This window comes from Desulfosporosinus sp. SYSU MS00001 (assembly GCF_049943955.1).
Classification (GTDB): domain Bacteria; phylum Bacillota; class Desulfitobacteriia; order Desulfitobacteriales; family Desulfitobacteriaceae; genus Desulfosporosinus.
This window is the reverse complement of sequence record NZ_JBNFTW010000002.1, coordinates 124,298-144,985: the sequence shown is the minus strand read 5'-3', so window position 1 is coordinate 144,985 and position 20,688 is coordinate 124,298. Positions and strand designations below refer to the sequence as shown.

Genomic DNA, 20,688 nt, shown 5'->3' with positions numbered 1-20,688 from the left:
ATTGGATCAGCTGCGTCAGATGCGGTTTGGAATTTATCAACTTAAGGAGTTATTAGGCTAATGGAACAGAGAGCACAATTGCTTTTGCAGAAGAGAGACTTAGCCTTTGCTAAAAAGGGTGTTGGAAGTGGGTTATTGTCAGGTGCAGCTTGGGGGCTAGACGGAGTACTCATGGGAATGGTGCTTGGTTTAGCCCCCTTCACAAATAATATGAGTATTTTCGCTGCTCCTTTAGTCGGTGCTTGTATTCATGATGGTTTCGCTGCGCTTTGGCTATTTTTTTATAATGTCCTAAATGGAAAATGGCGCGATTATGCTCGTACCTTAAAAACACGGCCGGCTAGAATAATTATGTTAGCTGCTATCCTTGGCGGACCAATCGGAATGTCTGGTAATCTGCTTGGAATTTATTTTGCAGGAGCCTCCTATACCGCTGCAATTACGGCAGGATATCCTGCAATTGGCGCTGTCCTCGGTGCCGTTTTTCTTAAAGAAAAGATATCACCTCGTGTATGGGCAGGTATTCTACTAGCAATTACTGGCTCATTTATCGTGGGATTTGTCCCGCCTGATGGTTCGAATTATCCTCATTTTTATCTTGGCATTACCTTTGCCGTTATTTCTGCCATTGGCTGGGCTATAGAAGGTGTGCTATCAACTTATGGGATGGATTTAGTTGATTCAGATATCGCTATCGGTATAAGAGAAGCTACTTCCTTTTTTGTTTATCTTTTTGCCATCCTCCCATTGGCAGGAGGTGTTTCGTACCAAATTCTTACAAAGAGCTTCTCGGCACCAACTGGCTGGTACATTGCTGTCATCGGCCTTATCGGCGGTATTTCTTTTTTATCCTGGTATCGAGCAATGAATATGACCGGAGTAGGCAGAACCATGGGCTTGAGTGTGACCTTTGCAATCTGGTCAGTTTTCTTTGGGTGGTTGTTGAATAACCTGCCGCTTACCCCAAACTTAATTATCGGTGTTGTTGTCTTGTTTCTGGGGACGATCCTTACCGTCGGTAATCCCAAAGATCTGCTTAATTTGAAAATTCGCTAAGGAGGTTTCTTTATGAGTCAGATACCTGTCAAGTTTAGACTATTACAAGTAATCTCCGAGAATGAAAACCTCTCAAATCAAGAACTATTAGTAATCCTGAGAAATGAGTATCCTCTTGATAGAAGTGTTAATGAGCGAGGTATTGAAGATTATCTTCTCACGCTAACAGCTACGGGTCTTATTGACTTAAAGAATGCTGCTCTCGATGATAACGGGAATCTTCAACTAAGTTATAAAATTACGGATTATGGTAAACGCCTCATGAAATATGTAGGTTAAAGTTTAAGCAAAGGCAAACAATTTAGCATCCGCTAATATGCCCGAAGGCCAAAACCTCAAGTTAAGAAGTTTTGGCCTTCATTTGTTCACAGTTGGGAATAAATTTCAAATGATTATGCTTCCTTTTTCACTGCAGGGAGGATCAATTCTACGTCACCATGTGGGCGTGGGATAACATGGACGGAGATCAGTTCTCCTACTCGTTGAGCAGCAGCAGCACCGGCATCAGTAGCAGCTTTGACTGCACCAACATCTCCTCTGACCATAACCGTAACCAAACCACCACCAACAAGCTCGCGGCCAATCAAATAGACATTAGCTGCTTTGACCATGGCATCAGCCGCCTCGATTGCTCCAACCAGACCTTTAGTTTCAATTAATCCTAATGCTTCAGTTTTGTTCATTGTGAATTGCCTCCTCTAAATTACTTTCATTTTACGATTTTAATTTTTGACGTCGATTTTAGACACATAGCATTGGCCTCTTCAGTGTCGAGATGACATTCCAGACTTGAGTTATCGTTGGCCCTCACAACAACATTAGTGTAAGTACCCCCACGAAGTCCAGTTGTCTGGATAGTAACCTCTTCCCCATCCTTAACACAGAAATGTTTTGCATCTGCCAGGGACATATGAATATGTCTTTGAGCAATGATCAATCCCTTTGTCAGAAAGATACTTCCTTTAGGGCCAACCAGAGTTATACCTGGAGAACCTTCCAAGTCTCCTGACAATCTTACCGGTGCAGTAACCCCCAGTTTGAAACAATCTGCCAATAATATTTCGATCTGCGATTCGCGTCTCACCGGCCCCAGAATGCGGACCTTTTCGATAGCCCCTTTAGGCCCGCAGATGGTTAATGTCTCCTGACAGGCATATTGCCCCGGTTGAGACAGATCTTTAGTTTTTGTCAGTTTGTATCCCGTTCCGAACAAAACATCTGCGTCAGATTGGGATAAATGAATATGCCTATTAGAGATTCCCACAGGTATGGAGTTGTCCTTCTCCTTTATATCTCCCCCCTCTTTGACCACTTCGAGTAAAAGCTCTACTAAAGTGTCGTACTTTCCCACTTTAGTAGTCACCTCTTTTTTTTAGGAGCGAAAGCACTTCTTCCACGAGGTTTTGAATCTGATCTTCACTGATACTGCCTGAAACACCGGTTTTCTGTGCCTCGCAGGAGAAAGAAGCGGAGCTATTGGCGTTTTCAGTGAAGTCTTTGATTCCATAGGCTATACGTTTGATATTGATTAAGTGCAACGGTGTTACATTATCGGAGGTTGCACTGCCGCCCCAAGTGCCGCATCCTAAGGTAAAGGCCGGTGCAAGCCCAGTACTTGCTCCCACTCCGCCTTGACTTGAGGAAGTATTGACTAAAATCCTAAAAACAGGTTTTTCGGAGAACTTCTTAGCTATTTCAGGATTTTCAGTATGGATAGAGATGCTATGGCCTACTCCGCCATTATTCAATAATCTGATGCTTAAATCACAAGCCTCTTGCCAATCTTTAACGGTATAAAAAGCTAATACTGTTGTTAACTTTTCATAAGACAGCGGGTATCCTTCACCCACTCCCTGTTGTTCACCCAACAGCACTTTTGTTCCCGGGGGAATTGATATACCAGCAGTATTGGCGATGACTTCCGAAGATCTGCCTACCATTTTGGCATTCATCGCATGTCCTTTAACAAATAACTTCTTGCTTACCTGCTCGGTTTCCGCAGGTGTCATGAAATAACCGCCTTGGCGTTTGAACTCCTCTACAACTTGATCACGAATACATTCTTCCACAATAACGGATTGTTCAGATGCACATATGGTTCCGTTGTCAAAGGTTTTACTGGCTATAATATTTTTAACAGCTTTCGTTACATTAGCAGTTCTTTCGATAAAGGCCGGAACGTTTCCCGGTCCGACACCCAAAGCAGGTTTACCTGCACTATACGCTGCCTTTACCATGGCAGAACCGCCAGTTGCAATGATCATTGCAACCTCGTCACACTTCATAAGTTCATTGGTTGCATCCATCGATGGTTTAGAGATACAGCCAATAATATTTACAGGAGCACCGGCTGCAACCGCCGCATCATGCATCAATTTTGCCGCCTGATTTGTACATTTTAGTGCCGAAGGATGCGGGGAAAATACAATCCCATTACGAGCTTTAATGGCAATAATGGACTTATAGATCGTCGTTGATGTAGGATTCGTTGAGGGAACGATTCCCATGAGCAATCCTACCGGTTCGGCGATTTCTGTAACTTTATTGACTGTATCTTCGCGAATGACCCCTATAGTCGGCATAGTTTTAATGAATTCATAAAGTTCTGTAGAAGCAAAGTGATTCTTAAAGGTTTTATCCTCAACCTTACCAAAACCTGTTTCCTCTACGGCCATTTTGGCCAATGCTACGGCATTTTCCTCTGCAGCTTTAACCATATTTCGTATGATTTTATCAATCTGTTCACAATTGAATTTTGCAAGTTCAGCTTGTGCTAATTTAGCCTGACGGGCAAGATTCCTAGTTTCCTGTACAGACTGCAAATCATAATCAAAGCTTTCCAATTCAACGATTCCTCCTTCCGCAGATATGCACCTTTTTCAGGTTATACCTGCCCTGTTGCACAATTCGATAACCTTGCGCAGAAGCTAGTCTTATTTCATTCTTTCGTAATAACCTTTAAACTTTTGCAAAAGTAAATCTTTATTTGCCTTTGCTATTATACGGTCTGCGATATCAAGTTCTTTATATTCTTTGGCTAATTTGCGAAGTTTGGATACTGAAAGAGTCTTTAAAGCATCCAAGCTATTTTTAAGCCCAAATTTATGGACAAAAGTATCGACGTCCTCTTTGCTGGAAAAGGTCGTTTGCAGCTGCGAAGAGTCAGCAGGTTCTTTTGCGGTTTCATCGGGTTCAAAACGTTGTTTGGAGGTTCCCTGTTTTGGAAGCGATTCCTTTAAGGGGCTTTTTAAATCTGAACTTGGTGGGATGTTTGAAGCAACCAAATGCTCTATTTGGCCATCCGGTCTGGGAATAACATGTTGTGAAACCAGTGAAGTGTTTCTTATCTGCTTAGCCGCAATTGCACCAGCTTCTACTGAAGCTTGAACGGCTCCCACATCACCGGTTACTGCAATCGTTACAAGACCGCCGCCAACAAAGGTTCTCCCTACAAGTTCCACTTGCGCCGCTTTGAGCATGACGTCTGCGCATTCAATCGCAGCAAGAAATCCCCGTGTCTCAATTAAGCCAAGTGCTTGCATAACATTCCCTCCTATTCTGCCATAAGGTCAGGCCAGTTTGCCGGATAGGTTACATAGAAGAGTTTGACATACCCGGTAGAACTCCAAGTTACCTTCGAGCCTTTCGGTATGAAAAGAACATCACCCTGGCAAGCCTCATAGGTTTTATTATTTATAGTGAGGGACAGACTTCCTTCGAGAATAATATCAATCTCTTCATAGCATAATTCCCAATCAAAACTAGACTTTTCAATCGTTAAAAAACCTGCACTCATTTGAGAATCATGTTGACTGATAACTTCCCTGTATGCAACGTTGGTACTTGAATTTCCTGTATCAAACTTTTCAAAATTAACGGTTCTGCCCCGCACAATTTTCAGTCCGCTTTTTGGTTCACTCTCTGTCAAAAACGGTGTTACAGGAACAGACAACGAGCCATTTTGCAGAACCTTATTCATCAAAACAGCCTTGACAACCTGATAGATCAGATCTCTGTCTATTTCTGTACCTTGGCTTAGGTTTTTCTGCATTTCACTTGCCTTGCAACTATGGTTCTCTGCCGGGACTGAACCTTCAGTGAATTCTATCCCCAAATCTTTAGCCATATCCCTGGCTGAAGGTGTAATAATCGCATTGCCGTCAACACAGAATATTTTTTGTCCCTTTGCTGCTGCTGCTTTAACCTCATCGGCGCAAACAAGTTTTTTCAAGATCACACCTCCTTTCGCTGAATGTTTAAAATGTATATATTAAATAGGAAGGAAAAATTTTAACGTTACAATAAAGAACTCCATAGTCGCTCAGAGGGCGAGGGTATTACTTCCGTATCAACGAGCAAACCTCTTTCAAGAGCAATAGCCTTCCCGGCTTCAATACCGGCTTCTACAGCAGCAACATCCCCGGTGAAGGTGAAGTACGCTTTGCCGCCAAGCCCCCTGCCCAGACGAAGTTCCAAAGCCTGAATATCGGCAGCTTTTAGGGCTGCATCTGCAGCGATAATCATGGTTGCCATGGAAAATGATTCTATAATTCCAAGGGCCCCAGTCCCTTCCGGTACTGTTGTTGCCGTAATAGCCGGAAAAACCCCTTGATGAACATTGGGGAGAATAAAGCTGTCTGCCAAATATTCTCCGGCTACAGCAACACCTGCACTAACTGAGCTTTCAACCGCTGCTACATCTCCGTGAACGATCGTGATATATTTGCCAGGGCAGACAGAAGTAGCACTGGCCACGTCAACATAAGCAGTTTTGAGCATCTGGTCAGCTGCGTAAATTCCTCTTGCAATACTAGTAACCTCAATCATTCCAATTGCTCTAAACATACTAACCCACCTTTATTACAATAGAGTTATCTGTAATATCCATAACAGTACCTGCCAGACTGGCATGAACTGATGCCCCAAGGCTGTTGTCGGGAATTTTCCCGATCATCTGACCGGCTTGAACTTGTTCACCCACAGCAACTACTGGAATTGCCGGGGCTCCAATGTGCTGACGCAAAGCAATCGTCAGATACTGAGGCTGAAAGTTGACGTTAGTCATCGGAGCCGGTTTGTCAAACTCTGTTAAGCCAATTCTGGCAATGAGTCGTTTGCTTGGAATCAGGCGATAGTCTCGAGCCTCTCTCGGCTGAAATTCCATGGTTGTCGGTTGATATTTAATTCCCTGTTCTGCCAGCTTACCTTTGAAATAACGATTAATAGACCTAGGATGGAGATTTGCCGGACAGGAGAATAATTCGCAGGCATTGCATTCACAACACAATAAAGCGATTTGTTGTTCTTTAACATCTTCGAGATTGTAGTTCAAAGCCCGCATAACTTTATGAGGCTGAAGGTTATGCCCTAAGAGATAACGCGGACACAAGTCGGTACACATTCTACATTGTTCACAAGCCGTTTTGCTGATGACCCGTGCTTGATCGAGATTGACTGACTTCTTGCGCATAAGAAAATGGTCTTTTTTCAGCAAAACATAGCCTTTACTTTTTTTGGTGACATGACCATCCAAGGTCTTAAGAATTGAACCCATCATAGGACCGCCATCAATAACAGCATAGTCTTCTAAATTGTCTATGCCGCATTGGCTGAAGAGCTCACGGATCGGCAAACCGACAGGTACTTTGACAGTTAAACGCTGAGGTATATCACCTGCCACAGTGATATAGGTTTCCGTCACAGGTTTTCCGGACATGGCATTAAATACGTTGAGTGCGGTTTCGGCATTGATTACAACACACCCTACTTTCAAAGGGATAGACGTTTCCGGAACAATTCGCTGGGTTAACTCATGAACTAAAACCTGTTCATCGCCGGCGGGATAAATATCCCGAAGTTCCATGACTTCCAGGTAACTTTCAAGACCCTGAGCAGCGATTCTTTTACGCATGTGAGCAATAACTTCTTCATGTTTGCCTTTAATCCCGATAATGGCCTTTCTGGCCTCAATATATCTTCCAGCAGCTGCTAATCCCATGATGATTTCATCGGCCGACTGAACCATCAGTTGTTGATCCACGCGCAAAAGAGGTTCACATTCAGCACCATTGAGTAAGATATACTCTGCTTTCGAAGTTAGTTTGGCATGAGTTGGAAATCCAGCTCCTCCTGCCCCTATAACTCCTGCATCCCTAATCATGTCCAGAAGATCCAACGTTCTCCACCTCCGAATTTTTTCTTAAAATGTACAATCTTCATCTATAATTCCAGTAATAACGGCATCAATAGGTGTATCGTCGCGGTCCAGCATTTTGCGCGCAGAACTGCCGGTACAAACCAGTACACGTTCACCAATGCCGGCACCGATGGTATCGGCGGCGATCAGGAGACGACCGGCATCAATTCCTCCCAGAACTTCAACCAGCATAAATTTCAATCCACGAAGCGAATCGGCTTTACGAGTCGCCCAAATGTTATCAATTACTTTTGCTGCTATCACTGCATTTCACCTGTTTTATTTTAGTTTGTTTTGTATTTCCTGAATGGCTGCTTCCACTGCCGCCGTATCCCCGAAGATGGCAATCATAATCAGATGCTGCGGACAATGACCCTTGATATCTTCCACGACAACTCCGGCAGCTTTTTCAGCAATATCGGCAGCATACACCATATCAATGAGTCGTCCCTGAACTAAACCTACAGCATCGTAATTCTCAATCGTAACAGATGAGGCAGAGCCTTTACGTCGAAAAAGCAGCTCCAGAGTTCCTTGAGAAGGAGATTTTATGATCCGAAAGTCCATAGAGAAACCGCTCCTGTCTATTGAATTTCCTGTGTGCAATTCAGAGCAATTCCCAAGGGGGTGACAAACATCGGATTTTGCGGTTTGTAGGTTGGGAGCTTAGTTTGTTGGGCAATAATCGTTTCGATTCCTGCCAAACAGCAAGTTCCGCCAACCAGATAGATTTCTTTGACCGAATATTCCTGGACATGACGATTAATAATGGAAGAGACTTTCTCAATAACGGGTCGTAAGACCGGAATCAATTCCCGGTGATTTTGCGGATTCCGTTTATACTGTTCCGCATCGTCAAAGCTTAGTTTATAAGCCCCCGCAATGACCAAGGAAAAATGGGTGCCGCCCGTAGGCTCATCGGCGACATAGATCACTTCACCGTCTTTTAAAATGGCAATCCCTGTCGTTCCGCCGCCAATATCAACAATTGCTCCATTTTTAATCTTTAATACTGCATTGGCTGCAGTCGGTTCATCTAATAATTTGGTAATCTCAAAACCAGCACCTTGAACAACATGCTTAATGGCCCCAGAATCTAAAGTAAAGGTTCCCGGAGGAAGAGCAGCCGAGGCAAAAATCAGTTCGGTTCCCAGCTTTTCTTCGAGTTCCTGCTTTAATTCTTTAACAATACGAATCGCACCAATATAATCGACAACCATCCCGTCTTTAACCACATTAGCAAAGCGGTACGCCCCGGCAACAGGCCGATAATTCTCATCTAAAACTGCTAAGACGATATAGGCGGTTCCCAAATCAATCCCTGTATAATAGATGGTAGTTTTCTTAATTAAAGGCTTGGCAATGACTTTCTCAAAATCACGAACAAGTTGATCGCATTCTTGAAACGCAGAATTTATGGTTTGCATTTCTGTCCTCCCAGACATTTCCACATCATAATGCAGAGTATGTTAATAATCACACCGACATTATCAATCAGATCTTGACGTGAGCAAGCTTCTTGCTCTTCAACCCAATATGCTTCTAAAATAGCTGGTTCAAGCTCACTGAGTGAAGCGCGCAAATAATTTAACACCGTAACCGTTTTGCCATTGGCCAACCGTGCGTGAAATTCATTAATCTCCAATAATTTCACCAAATTGTCGGCACAATTTTTAATTTCCTCTTCCGACCATTCCCAGAACTTTATCGGATCTGGGGGAATGCCTTGAAGTTCAGCATGTTTTACATTGCGGAAACACTTTCCTAAATCTATGACTTCCTCGGCCAACATGGCGTCACCGGACATTACAAGCTCGGCCGTCATCAGGAGAAAAAGAGATTCCAGGCTTTCCATCTTATGTCTCAGCCTCTGTAAACACCAGCTTTTCAGGGCATGGTCTTCCTTCCCTCGAGTTTGGCATGTACTTACCCCATCATTGCTTTGAGCCTGTACCAGTTTGATACCTCTGTCCACCAAAAATTGGCGAGCACCTGGAGTGATTTTTACAGACGATTCCAAAGCGTAGGTGGTAAAAGGCCCTTTCTGATATAAATCGCGCAACTCCATCTCGGTAATAAACTTCATAGCCTCACCCCACTTTCTGAAATCTCAATTCAACACCCAATGCGTCGAAAGGAGCAACCTAGCAACATTAATGGCCCAAATTTTATTCCTTCTGCTCCAAAAGATGTAAGTGTCTTTTTAAGGCCCCTACCCCTTGATTGTCTTTAAGGGAGACCAAGAAATACGGTTGGGAAACTCCAATGTTTAATAGCTTCTGTGTGCACAAATTAACATTTTCCTGGCCTAAATCGTTCTTGGTAATCACGCCGATAACAGGACAAGTAAAGGTCTTGGCGAATCCAGGCGGATAAACATCAACAAGTCTGGATGAATCGAGCAGAATAAGCACATGGGATGCAGTTTGGGCAGTGGCAATCAAGTATTTATACATCGACGCGTTTTCAATATAGGAACCGGGTGTATCGATGGTGTTTTTCCCATAAATAACATCTTGGGTTTTTCTTAAAGGTCTGTTAGTGTCATTTAATAGGTTAGCCAGAGTAGATTTACCTGCTTGAGTCGGTCCAACGACCATAATGCGTTTCTTCATGTGCGTGTAATCTTCGCAGGAGTAAAGCCCAACAACTTATCCAGCGTCTCATTAATGGCGGTCATAGCTTCTTCAACACTGGCCACATCGCCGGATATAACCAAGGAGCCGGTAAAGCGGTCCAAAAACCCGATCTCCACATCAGATGTCTTGGTCGCAATATCTCCGGCAATAATTGCTGTCTCACTGGGAGTGAGAGTTGCAATTCCGATGGCTCCCCGCTCTTCGATTCCCAAACGTTCGTATAAATCCTGAACAGGCGAAGCTATAATATGGGCCAGCGTAACTTGCTTGCCAGGCACATATTCCTGAATAATACGTTTTCGATCAAACTCATCTGCACTCATAACATCCCTCTGTCCTGCTGGCCTATATACTCTAAGCCCTATTAATGCTTTACAATTTTAGCCTCTAGGTCATAATCTTTAATCGCAGCAGCTATAGTCTCTAATTCTTCTTCTTTGAAAGTCAAGTCTTCAGTAATAGGATAATTCATCGCCAATTGCTTGTATTTGTTAATGCCCAATTTATGATAGGGAAGCAAATCAATACCTCGAAAGTTTTTACGTTTGTTAAAGGGCTGTAAGAATTCCATCGTTCGATGAATTGTATCTAAACTGTCGTTCATTCCGCGAATCAGAGGCATTCTGATTTTTACATTAAAGCCGCGGCGCAGGAGCTCACCTAAGTTTTCCAGAATGCGTTCATTACGCACTCCTGTTAGCTCATAATGTTTCTCAGAGTCTATATGCTTAATGTCAAAGAGAAACAAATCTGTAAACTGGGCCACTTTAAGCAGCGAATCCAGTTTGGCATAACCGCAAGTTTCAATCGCAGTATGAATTCCCATGCTTTGACATTCCATGAGGAGATTGGCGGCAAATTCAGGCTGCATTGTAACCTCGCCTCCCCCAAGAGTGACACCTCCTCCGGAGCTCAGGTAGAAGGGGGTATCTTGCTGAATAACTTCTAAAACTTCGGAGATTGATTTATCTGCGCCAGCGATAGACAACGCTTTTTGGGGACATATGGCCTCACACTTGCGGCAACCTCTGCAGGCAAGGTTTCTCCTGACATTATGTCTCGGCCTCTCACTATGGTACTGCGGCTCGTCCTCTGCATTAATGAAATAATGGATATTCTCTGGGCAAACCGAGACACAACTTCCGCAATGCACGCACAAATCTTCCATGTACATGACTTGAAATTTTCGTTCGAGTCCTTCCGGGTTTGAGCACCATTGACATCTTAAGGGACAGCCTTTGAAAAAAATCAAGGTTCGTATACCTGGCCCGTCATAGATAGAATACTTCTGAACATTGAAGATCCTCGCTTTGCGCTCTAAGATGCTGGTTGATTCTGTAATCATCATGTTTTTTTCCTTTAAAACTATTCTTAGAAATGATCCAAAACAGTCCTGCTAATAATCTCGTCCTGTACTTCTTTGCACAGTTCGACAAAGTAGGCACTGTACCCGGCAACACGAATGATTAAGTCTCTGTATTTCTCAGGTTCCACTTGGGCTTTCTTCAATACTTCATTGTCAACATAGCTGAATTGCATCTCCCCGTTGCCGAGAATCGATGCTGTCCTGAGCAGCGTAATCAGTCCATTTTCTCCTTCCGGAGTTTCCAAAATGCCTCGTAAAAGTTTAAAGTTATGGACCATTCCAATGTTCATTGCATCATTATTCAACTTACTAACGGATTTAATAATGGCTGTGGGGCCTAATTTATCCGCCCCTTGGGTCGGGCTGATTCCATCGGACAATGGGGTCCAAGCTAATCGGCCGTTAGGAGTTGCACCTGTAATTTCCCCGATGGGCGTATTGTTAGAAATTGAAAGAGTACCATGACTTAGGTAGGAATATAACATTTTGAAGGAATTATGAACCCGCTCTGTCCAAGAGATAATATCAGAAGCAATATTGTCTGCGTAGTCGTCGTCATTCCCATATTTCGGTGCATTCAAACAGTCCGTACGCAAGGCTTCATAACCATTAAAGTTGGAATTTAAGCCATCACGAATCTGTTTTAGCGTGTATTTTTTCTCGTCATAGACAAGTTTCTTAATGGCTGCCATCGAATCTGCGTAGGTTCCTAACCCAGAGAAGATTAAACCCGGGCCATAGTTAACCATCGCTCCCCCGTTGGTCACATCAGTGCCTTTTTCCATGCAGCCTTCCACAAGCAAGGACATCAGCGGTTTAGGAACAAGTTCTCTATGAACTCGTTGACTGATAACAGTACCGATAGCCGACAAACGGATGATATGTTCAATTTGCTTTTTACAGGCAGCATCGAAGTCTTCATAAGTTCTAAAATTATCGAGGTCCCCTGTGTCAAGCCCTTCCATTGTTCCATGCCATTTCATCATGCCGCGGTTCAAGACAAATTCGATGGCGATCGGCCATTGTGTATACCCGGTGGACGTCCATTGATAGATTCGCCCGGACTTTTGCGGCTCGACACACCCCATCAAACAGTAGTCACGAGCATCTTCAATATTGAAACCCTTAGATAACATCATCTTGATATGGGTATCATCAAAGTGACAGGCGGGAAAGCCTAGACCTGCTTTAACAACGTCGACAATTTTCTTTAAATATTCATGGGGTGATTTATTGTGAATCCGACAGGCGAGAGCCGGTTGATACATCCTGGTAATACGAACAGCATCCATGATCAGATAGGTCAAATCATTTGTGGCATCACCGCCGGTTCTTTTCTGACCGCCCACGGTACAGTTAATAAATGGTTGATAGCCTGCGAAGTATTTCGCCCCCATTTCACTGGACAGCCACATAACTTCAGCACATTTAATAATGAAACAACTTACTAATTCAAAAGCTTGTAATTTGTTCAGACGGCCTTCTTCCATGTCGGCCTTGTACATGGGGTAAATATATTGATCCAAACGTCCGAGAGAAATTCCTGTTTGGTTTTCTTCCACCATAAAGAGGGATTCCAGCGTCCAGACTGACTGAAGCGCTTCATGGAACGTTCGCGGGGGATTAGCAGGCACCTTTGTCAAAATCTCAGAGATCTTATAAAGTTCCTTCTTCCGTTCCAGATCTTCTTCCCTGTCAGCCACTTCCCGTGCATAGTCTGAAAGACGTTTGGCGTAGGCTAATATTCCGTCACAAGTTTCAATTTCTGCTTTGTAGAAGTAGATTTTATCAATGTCATCAGGGTTTTCCATAGACAATTGATTCAATTTATCAACAGCCTCTTGCCTTACACCATTAATTCCCTTTTTGACAAGAATAATATCATAGCCGGGGCAGGTATCTCCCCCGCCGTTGAGTTGATGATAGGATAGATCACTAACAAAGGCTTCGCCGGAAAACGACCAGACACCGGCTTCTTCATATTGCGTCTGACAAATTTCATCAACACTTTTACCTTCCCAGAAAGGAAAAATCTCCTCCCGTAAAACACGCTTATCCTCTTCACTGATTTGAAAAGGGTCCTGCGGTCTTGTCGCCATGGTATCCAGTTCATCCCGAACCCATCTCCAAGCAATATCCGGAGATACTGCACCTGTCCGCGGTTTTCCACAGGGATGCCCGACAATCAGCTCATCCTTTTGAATTAATAAAGGCGCTGTCTCACAAGCTCTTCTAAAGCATTTAGCCCGCAGCAAAATTTTAGGCATCCCTGGATTTTCTTTTGCTACTTGAGTAAACGCTCTGGCACGATAAATGCTCACACTGGGTTTTGCTTCTAGATAAGCATCGCGCAGCCGTTTCAAACGCGGCGTTAAGCTGGTAATTTCTCCTGCAAATACAGGGGATTTCGGTTCATTTGCCCATGAAGGATTAGGTTTATGGACAGTTAATTCCTTAGAAATTCCCTCAAACAGTTTCATAATGGCCGCCTTTTCATCCGAAGACAAGCTTTTGGTGGCATCGGCAAATTTTGTTGAAAAGTCTTTTGGATTCAAACTATGGTCCTCCCTTACACTTACTTAAATCTTCAACGAGCAGCAAGCTGCTCCAGCAGTTTTTCCAGCAGAGCTTTCAAATCCGGTGAAGCTTCTCTGACGTCCTGTGTGATATCTTCTAAAGCCCGCACACCGTAACCGACTTTGCGGATATTAATCAAGTTCATTGGCGAAACATTATCAGAAGTGAAACCACCGCCGGCTGTACCGCAACCCAATGTCATAGCCGGAAAAAGATTGGTTGTCGCTCCAATCCCCCCCAATGTGGCAGGCGTATTGACCAAGAGTCTTGAAACTGGTTTTTTCAGAGCAAACTCTCGAATCACAGTCTCATTGCGAGAATGGATAACAAGTGTATGCCCCCTTCCTTCATTAAGTAACAATTCAATACATTTTTCACAGGCATTAAGCCAATCCTTTTCAACGTAAAAAGCCAGCACAGGGCAAAGTTTTTCTTTCGAGTAGGGATTGGTATCGGACACATATTTCTGTTCGGAAATTAAGACTTTTGTTTCTTCAGGAACACGCATCCCGATTTTCTCTGCTATCTCTACAGCCGATTTGCCGACAATTTCCGGATTAATATTGCCATCCGGGCACAGGAAAAACTTGCTGAGCTCTTCTGACTCCCCCTCGGACAGGAAACAAGCCCCATTATTTCTCAGCTCTTGTCTAACTTCCCCTGCAATACATTCCTCGACCACAATAGATTGTTCTGAAGCAGAGATGATGCCATTGTCAAAGGTTCTGCTGGCAATAATATCCGTCACTGCTTGCTTAATATCAGCAGTACGCTCAATAAATGCCGGTCCATTGCCCGGCCCTCCGTAAATAACGGGTTTTCCCGAAGAATGGGCAGCAGCGACCATTTTAGGCACACCCGTAACCAGAATCAATGCAGTATCTTTATGATTCATCATTTCAACTGTACCCGGTACTGTAACTGTCCTTAAATATCCGATTGCTCCCGAGGGCAAACCGTTAGCTTCGGCCGTCCGTATCAGTATTTCAAGAGTTTTGTTTATGGTCTTTTTGGCCCTGGGATGAGGCGAAAAAACAATCGCATTACCCGATTTAACTGCAATCAAGGCCTTATAGACCGTTGTTGATACCGGATTTGTCGAAGGAGGCAAGGCAACAATAACACCCATGGGAACGCCAATATCCATGGTCTTGTTGACTTCGTCTTCTGCAATGATACCGACAACGTTCATATCTCTGATTTTTTTGAACAGATAGTCGCTGGCAAAGACATTTTTAAGATACTTATCCTGCCATTTCCCAAATCCCGTTTCCTCGTAAGACATCACCGCAAGGTCTCGGGCATATTCTAAAACTTCAGCAGCCATAGCTCCCACGATTTTATCCAGTTTTTCCTGTGGGAATGCTGCCAAAGACGTTTGTGCTTCCCGCGCATTTTCCACCAGTATCCGGGCTTCTTGGATGGAAAGTAAATCCTGGTCAATCCGATCCATATCCTCGCCTCCTTTCTCTATCCAAATTAAAATCAACAGTCATCCGTTCACCAATCAATAACGTGCTTAGCGACAATTTTTTCAACGTCCGGATGCGGATTGGCAATAACATTAGTACTATAAATCTTACCTACTTTTTCAGCTGCTTTAACGCCGGCCTCAACCGCTGTTCTTACAGCCCCAACATCACCACGAACTACCACAGAAATTAATCCGGAAGCCACATTCTCATATCCAACCAGTTCTACGTCCGCTGCCTTGCACATCGCATCTGCAGCCTCAAGTATCGATACAAGTCCATAGGTCTCTATAAATCCCAAGGCATCATTTCTCTCCATGCAATTCCCCTTTTTCAAAGTAATTCATGTCAGTTATCAACATCATGCCGGGAAACAATTTTCCCTACTCGGCTTACGGGGCGCGGGATAACGTGAGCAGCAACCATTTCGCCAATGGCAGCTGCCGCAGCTGCCCCTTTTTCCACAGCAGACCTTACTGCGGCAACATCACCTTTCACCATGACTGTGACAAGACCTGAACCCATATTTTCATAAGAAACAAGAACAACATCGGCAGTTTTACACATGACATCCACAGCTTGAATGGCCGGAACCATCCCTCTTGTTTCGACCAGACCCAAGGCTTCTTCTCCGAAATATTCCATGGAACTACTCCTCTTTAACTATGCAGAAACCTTCCAAAGGTTTTATCCGCTCTTACTAATGCACTGTTCAAATTACAAATTAAGTCTCAATTCCTGAGTTTTCATGTTTCACGAGTCTAAAAAAGACGCTTACTCTTATTTTCAATAACCTTGAATTCGACAGCATTCTTTGCAGATAATTATATTACCTCTTCATAAAACTGTAATATACCAAACAGCTATAGGGGATATAAAGAAGACGTAATATGCTAATTCACTTAAAGATTTACCGTATAATAGCTAGCATAATATATAAGCGCTCATCTTTGCCGGAATAAGCTTATTCAGCAGCTTAGTGACTGGCGAACTAACGTTTTTTATAAGCTTTATTTAAAGTTTTATCAAGTTTTATATAAGATTTTCCGATGATATCAGTGATCAAATATAAGGGGCCGTTAATTTCGAAATAACATAGATTTAGGAAATTTATATTGAATTTTGCTGAAAATTAAGGTATTGTGTTTCATAACACAAGCATAGGATCTTTGGAAATAATGTGGAAAGAGGGTTCATGGATGAAATTTAAAAGTATCCAATCTAGGTTTCTAGTGATCTCTTTATCAATTATTATTGTTGCACTTGCAACAGTCGGCACTTTAGCCAGTTACGAAGTGACAACCCAGGCAAAAAGTGATTATTTTAATAATTCCAATGAACAAATGAAGATCGCCGCAAATTCAATTCAAATCTTCTATGACCGGATTGATAAAGACATCAATATGATGGCCTCTAATCCCTTAGTCATGAAAGCAAATGACGGAACTATCACCTCATATGCCAATAACAATCAACAGGTTAACATGACCCCTTCAAAAAACGGGGGGTTGGAGCAACAAATTTATGAAGTTTTTGATCAGTATGCCAAAAGTCATCCTGGTACAATGTATGTGTATTTCGGCACAAAAAACGGTGCCTATCTTCAATGGCCTGAAACAAGCATCTCGGCTAAATTTAATCCTCCCGAAAAAGGCTGGTATAAAACCGGTTTAAGCGGCAATGGGGCTATCGTGAGAACGGCACCCTATGTGGATGGCATTTCCCATCAAATGATTACCAGCAACGTCAGGTCCTTTACTGATGCTAATGGAAATCTCATTGGCACAATAGGAATTGATGTTCAGCAATCCGTTATCAGCAGCATGTTAAGTTCCATGAAACCTGGCAAAACAGGATATTACATGATCGTTCATAACACTGGAGTTATTTTAGCTGATGGAAATAATGCCAAAAATAATTTCAAAACATTAGCTGACGTTAAGATACCGGGCTTGCAAAATCTCCTTGCAAAGGACTTAAAACCCTTTGATGTCAATATTAATGGTATGATGTACATAGTTAATCCCTATAAAGTTGCCGGAACCGACTGGATATTAGCGTCATTTATGGCAGAAAGCGAATTAAATCAAGGTGCCAAAAAAATATCGTTTATGGTTTTAAGTATTTCTGTCATTATGCTCCTGATAACAATATTGTTAATCACTATAACTACAAGACGAATAACTACACCTATCATAAAGTCCGCGGAGTATTTGGAAATTGTTTCGAGCGGAGACTTTACTCGAGATATTAATCCTAAATATCTGGCTCGATCCGATGAAATTGGCTCAATCACAAATGCTATAAAAGATATGAAAAATTCCATCAAACATTTGATCAATAGTATTCAGGATGAATCTTCTGTAATTGAACAAGAAGTACAAGATGTCATGAATAATGTGATTGACTTAGCTGAAAACTTCGAAGAAATATCGTCTACAACTGAAGAATTAGCGGCAAGTATGGAAGAAACATCAGCATCTTCAGAAGAGATGGCGGCAACTTCACAAGAAATACAAAAATCCGTACAGTTAATTGCTCAAAAATCGCAAGAAGGTGCTCTTTCTGCAGGAAAAATCGCCGAACGAGCAGAAGATACAAAGCAAAATGTTGATACCGCCCAACAGAAAGCCTATAATGTTTTTGCAGAAACCAAGGAAACATTGGAACAGGCTATCGTCGAATCGAAGGTTGTTGATCAAATTAACCTGTTAACCCAATCGATTATGCAAATAACTGAACAAACCAACTTGCTTGCCTTAAATGCTGCAATTGAAGCTGCCAGGGCCGGTGAAGCGGGCAGAGGTTTCTCGGTGGTATCTGACGAGATAAGAAAACTTGCCGAGCAATCAAAAGGCGCTGTCATGGAAATACAAGAGGTCACTACGAAAGTCACAAACTCTGTGAACAATCTCTCGAGTAATTCTGATAACTTACTTGCCTACGTTTCTGACGACGTAGCTAACGATTATAAGGTTATGCTCAATGTAGCTGGAAAATATAAAGAAGATGCAATCTTTGTAGATGAGCTTGTTACTGAATTCAGCGCAACATCTAAGGAGCTTATGAATTCGATACAAAATATCTTAGCTGCAATAGATGGAATTGCTAATGCTGCCAATGAAGGGGCTATCGGAATCACCAATATCGCAAATCGAGCCGCTGAAGTAAAAAGCAAGTCTGATGAAGTCAAACAACAAGTATTTAGGACTAAGGAAAGCACAAATAAATTAAAAGAAGAAATTAAGAAATTCCAATTTTAAAGACATTTGAATTAATTCCATTTCCCGAAACGTTAAAACCGCCGGAAATCTCAAACGATTTCTGGCGGTTTCTCTTACTGTTTTACACAGTCCCTACTTTTTAATAACTAATATACTGAAGATTGATGATTGGAATTCTGACTACAGATTGAATTCCATCAATAGGATTTCCAACATTGGAAAATAGTTGAGCATTCGTTAGAAATAATACTCCGTCAATGACTCCGCCATAATTTCCGACCCACTCACTTGATCCAAGTCCAACTACGACTCTTGCTCCAATAGGAAGAGTGTCAAATAATATACATACATTAGGATATGGCGGAATTTCTACTGGCGGATAAGGAACATAAGGCCAGCGAACTTTTGGCGGAAACGGGGTATGAGGAACATAAGGCGGGTAAGGCGGCAGTTTTAACATCTAGATTCCCTCCTCTAAAGATAGGCCTGAGTGGCCTGCATAAGAGGAAAACCTAATTACCTAATCATTAGTAACTAACGTATTGGAGATTGATTTTCAACCCATTCGCTTGAATCAGTTCCGAAAATGGCTCTTGCACCTATGCTAAGGACTTTTTCTATTATTTCCTTTCTTTTAATATATAGTATGAATCTTGTCCCAAATGGTGACAAACCTTATAACAATAATCTTGAAATAATCAAAATCACCCGTTGAAAAACATATCCTCAACCTCTTCAATTCGGAGAACACGAACCTTAGTTTGCATACATCCATCGGTTAATTCTAAAGAAACATCGAGAATCCGCTAAAAAGCGTATCCCGCCGCCGCTAAAATCCAGCATAGTTCCTTTTAAGTGATCACTAAGCCCTTCAAGAGTTACTCTTTGAAAGATGAAAGGGTAAATAGCTGTAACTCGGGCATAATTACGCCTCTGAACCTTTACAATAGTTTCCGGATTTTCCGGTATACTCACCTTCAGGGACGACAAGTTCAACTCGAGGTACTGGTAAAAGTTCCCTCTAAAATTGACTAATATTCAATCGCCAACTTTTTTGATGTCCCCTCTCGAGACCCTTTTTAAGCATTCCACATATTTACTGCACTTCCTCTATAAGGTTTGAATAATCGTTATAAAAAGCCAGAGCTTTTAACTCTGGCACTTTATATTCTTGCTAATAATAGGAGAGCTTTCAATAAGTCCTATTTGCGCGGCGAGCTGATAAACTCATTTGAAGGTTATTTCTTAAAATAACTTCAAATTTCATTATCGTTTTCTCACTCCTATTTTCCCTAATCTTCTCCCATCGACATTCATCGATCATAACATAACTACAGGTGTTTCTTTCATAGCAAAATTTACACTGACATTCTCTTCCTTGACACTCACGACATTGACAATTCATTAGTTTCATCTCCAAAAATTTGATTAGCAATAAATACTAGTGATTTCATTCACAAAAAGGCTCTGCACTTTTCTCAAAATTTTTATTATTAAGTAAATAATAGCCCCAAAAATTTTTACTGTCTAGAGAATGGCACTATCTTATCAATTAAATATACGGATAACTGGATATCCGTATATTCTCCTAATCTATTTGTTTGAAGCTCAAAAATAATAAGCCGCTCAAATTATGCGGCTTATATCTCTGCGAACCCTATAGAAGTCTTACGATTTGATCAAGTCTATTTTTAACTTAGGGGCTTGTTCATGCTGTTATTCTGAGTTACATAAGCTAAACGCCCTCTAAGTTGGGTAACATGACGCTGCATGTCACTCGACATCTCCTTAAACATCTGTTTAGCTGATTCATCCAAAGTTGAAGTAGAGAAGGTTTCGTAGGTTCCTAGTGCCGATTGTGCTGCAGCTACGGCCTTTTCTAAATCTGCTTGAACAGTCATAGATTAATCCCTCCTAATCATTTGAAATTATTATGTGCAGTTGTTCTTTTATTTACTCAAAAAACATATGGACGAAATTGTATTTCTCAGAAGTTTCTTTCACTTGTGTTAGATTTAAGCTGCATTATAATGCAAAATTGTACAACTTGTTTTAAATTTAGTAAATATTTAATAGGTTTATTATTTAATACCAAAACAACTAACATCTTATTTGTGAATATTTTTTCTTATTGATATCGAAAAATTGCAAACACTAA

24 protein-coding genes are annotated in these 20,688 nt (G+C 42.0%); 3 read left to right on the top strand and 21 right to left on the bottom strand.

Annotated features, from left to right (window positions below):
• The first annotated feature begins 60 nt into the window (after window positions 1-60).
• The gene (locus ACPUYX_RS04090; RefSeq protein ID WP_426378448.1) at window positions 61-1,056 is read left to right on the top strand and encodes a DMT family transporter; all 996 of its coding nucleotides are present in this window, start codon (window positions 61-63) and stop codon (window positions 1,054-1,056) included.
• Window positions 1,057-1,068: 12 nt separating this feature from the next.
• Window positions 1,069-1,335, top strand: a complete 267-nt coding sequence (locus ACPUYX_RS04085) for a hypothetical protein (RefSeq protein WP_426378447.1) — start codon at window positions 1,069-1,071, stop codon at window positions 1,333-1,335.
• A gap of 113 nt (window positions 1,336-1,448) precedes the next feature.
• Here ACPUYX_RS04085 and eutM read toward each other — a convergent pair whose 3' ends face one another.
• The 18 genes from eutM to ACPUYX_RS03995 all read right to left on the bottom strand — a co-directional run bounded on the left by eutM (window position 1,449) and on the right by ACPUYX_RS03995 (window position 15,951).
• A complete protein-coding gene (gene eutM / locus ACPUYX_RS04080) occupies window positions 1,449-1,739 on the bottom strand; it encodes an ethanolamine utilization microcompartment protein EutM (RefSeq protein WP_088226071.1) in 291 nt (96 codons plus the stop codon).
• A gap of 26 nt (window positions 1,740-1,765) precedes the next feature.
• Complete coding sequence (locus ACPUYX_RS04075; RefSeq protein ID WP_426378446.1) at window positions 1,766-2,407, bottom strand: phosphate propanoyltransferase; 642 nt, start codon at window positions 2,405-2,407, stop codon at window positions 1,766-1,768.
• Between the two features lies 1 nt (window position 2,408).
• Window positions 2,409-3,899: an acetaldehyde dehydrogenase (acetylating) gene (locus ACPUYX_RS04070; RefSeq protein WP_426378445.1), complete on the bottom strand. Its 1,491-nt coding sequence runs from the start codon at window positions 3,897-3,899 to the stop codon at window positions 2,409-2,411.
• Between the two features lie 90 nt (window positions 3,900-3,989).
• Window positions 3,990-4,598 (bottom strand): BMC domain-containing protein, encoded by a 609-nt coding sequence (locus tag ACPUYX_RS04065; RefSeq protein WP_426378444.1) that lies wholly within the window; start codon window positions 4,596-4,598, stop codon window positions 3,990-3,992.
• Between the two features lie 11 nt (window positions 4,599-4,609).
• Window positions 4,610-5,287: a cupin domain-containing protein gene (locus ACPUYX_RS04060; protein WP_426378443.1), complete on the bottom strand. Its 678-nt coding sequence runs from the start codon at window positions 5,285-5,287 to the stop codon at window positions 4,610-4,612.
• 65 nt (window positions 5,288-5,352) lie between these two features.
• Window positions 5,353-5,901 carry a BMC domain-containing protein gene (locus tag ACPUYX_RS04055; RefSeq protein ID WP_426378442.1) on the bottom strand — a complete coding sequence of 183 codons (549 nt, stop codon included), beginning with the start codon at window positions 5,899-5,901 and terminating at the stop codon, window positions 5,353-5,355.
• A 1-nt stretch (window position 5,902) separates the two neighbouring features.
• The gene (locus ACPUYX_RS04050; RefSeq protein WP_426378441.1) at window positions 5,903-7,231 is read right to left on the bottom strand and encodes a 4Fe-4S dicluster domain-containing protein; all 1,329 of its coding nucleotides are present in this window, start codon (window positions 7,229-7,231) and stop codon (window positions 5,903-5,905) included.
• Between the two features lie 24 nt (window positions 7,232-7,255).
• Complete coding sequence (locus ACPUYX_RS04045) at window positions 7,256-7,516, bottom strand: EutN/CcmL family microcompartment protein (RefSeq protein ID WP_047809123.1); 261 nt, start codon at window positions 7,514-7,516, stop codon at window positions 7,256-7,258.
• A gap of 15 nt (window positions 7,517-7,531) precedes the next feature.
• Window positions 7,532-7,819 carry a BMC domain-containing protein gene (locus ACPUYX_RS04040; RefSeq protein ID WP_088226078.1) on the bottom strand — a complete coding sequence of 96 codons (288 nt, stop codon included), beginning with the start codon at window positions 7,817-7,819 and terminating at the stop codon, window positions 7,532-7,534.
• Window positions 7,820-7,836: 17 nt separating this feature from the next.
• Window positions 7,837-8,679 (bottom strand): ethanolamine utilization protein EutJ, encoded by an 843-nt coding sequence (eutJ, locus tag ACPUYX_RS04035; RefSeq protein ID WP_426378440.1) that lies wholly within the window; start codon window positions 8,677-8,679, stop codon window positions 7,837-7,839.
• Window positions 8,667-9,338: a cobalamin adenosyltransferase gene (locus ACPUYX_RS04030; RefSeq protein WP_426378439.1), complete on the bottom strand. Its 672-nt coding sequence runs from the start codon at window positions 9,336-9,338 to the stop codon at window positions 8,667-8,669. The genes eutJ and ACPUYX_RS04030 overlap by 13 nt, the downstream gene beginning before the upstream one ends.
• A gap of 82 nt (window positions 9,339-9,420) precedes the next feature.
• The gene (locus ACPUYX_RS04025; RefSeq protein WP_426378438.1) at window positions 9,421-9,867 is read right to left on the bottom strand and encodes a EutP/PduV family microcompartment system protein; all 447 of its coding nucleotides are present in this window, start codon (window positions 9,865-9,867) and stop codon (window positions 9,421-9,423) included.
• On the bottom strand, window positions 9,864-10,214 hold the full coding sequence (gene eutS, locus ACPUYX_RS04020) for an ethanolamine utilization microcompartment protein EutS (RefSeq protein ID WP_426378437.1): 351 nt from the start codon (window positions 10,212-10,214) through the stop codon (window positions 9,864-9,866). The genes ACPUYX_RS04025 and eutS overlap by 4 nt, the downstream gene beginning before the upstream one ends.
• A gap of 41 nt (window positions 10,215-10,255) precedes the next feature.
• Complete coding sequence (gene cutD / locus ACPUYX_RS04015) at window positions 10,256-11,236, bottom strand: choline TMA-lyase-activating enzyme (protein WP_426378892.1); 981 nt, start codon at window positions 11,234-11,236, stop codon at window positions 10,256-10,258.
• A 26-nt stretch (window positions 11,237-11,262) separates the two neighbouring features.
• Window positions 11,263-13,812, bottom strand: a complete 2,550-nt coding sequence (gene cutC / locus ACPUYX_RS04010) for a choline trimethylamine-lyase (protein ID WP_426378436.1) — start codon at window positions 13,810-13,812, stop codon at window positions 11,263-11,265.
• Window positions 13,813-13,844: 32 nt separating this feature from the next.
• Window positions 13,845-15,287, bottom strand: coding sequence for an acetaldehyde dehydrogenase (acetylating) (locus ACPUYX_RS04005; RefSeq protein ID WP_426378435.1), 1,443 nt, complete (start codon window positions 15,285-15,287; stop codon window positions 13,845-13,847).
• Between the two features lie 47 nt (window positions 15,288-15,334).
• On the bottom strand, window positions 15,335-15,625 hold the full coding sequence (locus ACPUYX_RS04000; RefSeq protein ID WP_047809115.1) for a BMC domain-containing protein: 291 nt from the start codon (window positions 15,623-15,625) through the stop codon (window positions 15,335-15,337).
• 29 nt (window positions 15,626-15,654) lie between these two features.
• Window positions 15,655-15,951 carry a BMC domain-containing protein gene (locus tag ACPUYX_RS03995; RefSeq protein WP_426378434.1) on the bottom strand — a complete coding sequence of 99 codons (297 nt, stop codon included), beginning with the start codon at window positions 15,949-15,951 and terminating at the stop codon, window positions 15,655-15,657.
• A 554-nt stretch (window positions 15,952-16,505) separates the two neighbouring features.
• Here ACPUYX_RS03995 and ACPUYX_RS03990 point away from each other — a divergent pair.
• Entirely contained in the window at window positions 16,506-18,569 is a 2,064-nt protein-coding gene (locus ACPUYX_RS03990; RefSeq protein ID WP_426378433.1) for a methyl-accepting chemotaxis protein, read from the top strand.
• Between the two features lie 100 nt (window positions 18,570-18,669).
• Here the strand turns inward: ACPUYX_RS03990 and ACPUYX_RS03985 are convergent, their stop codons facing one another.
• The 3 genes from ACPUYX_RS03985 to ACPUYX_RS03975 form a co-directional block, all read right to left on the bottom strand.
• Window positions 18,670-18,990 (bottom strand): hypothetical protein, encoded by a 321-nt coding sequence (locus ACPUYX_RS03985; RefSeq protein ID WP_426378432.1) that lies wholly within the window; start codon window positions 18,988-18,990, stop codon window positions 18,670-18,672.
• A 296-nt stretch (window positions 18,991-19,286) separates the two neighbouring features.
• Entirely contained in the window at window positions 19,287-19,505 is a 219-nt protein-coding gene (locus ACPUYX_RS03980) for a hypothetical protein (protein ID WP_426378431.1), read from the bottom strand.
• Window positions 19,506-20,221: 716 nt separating this feature from the next.
• The gene (locus ACPUYX_RS03975; protein ID WP_047809112.1) at window positions 20,222-20,431 is read right to left on the bottom strand and encodes a DUF1657 domain-containing protein; all 210 of its coding nucleotides are present in this window, start codon (window positions 20,429-20,431) and stop codon (window positions 20,222-20,224) included.
• Window positions 20,432-20,688 lie beyond the last annotated feature (257 nt).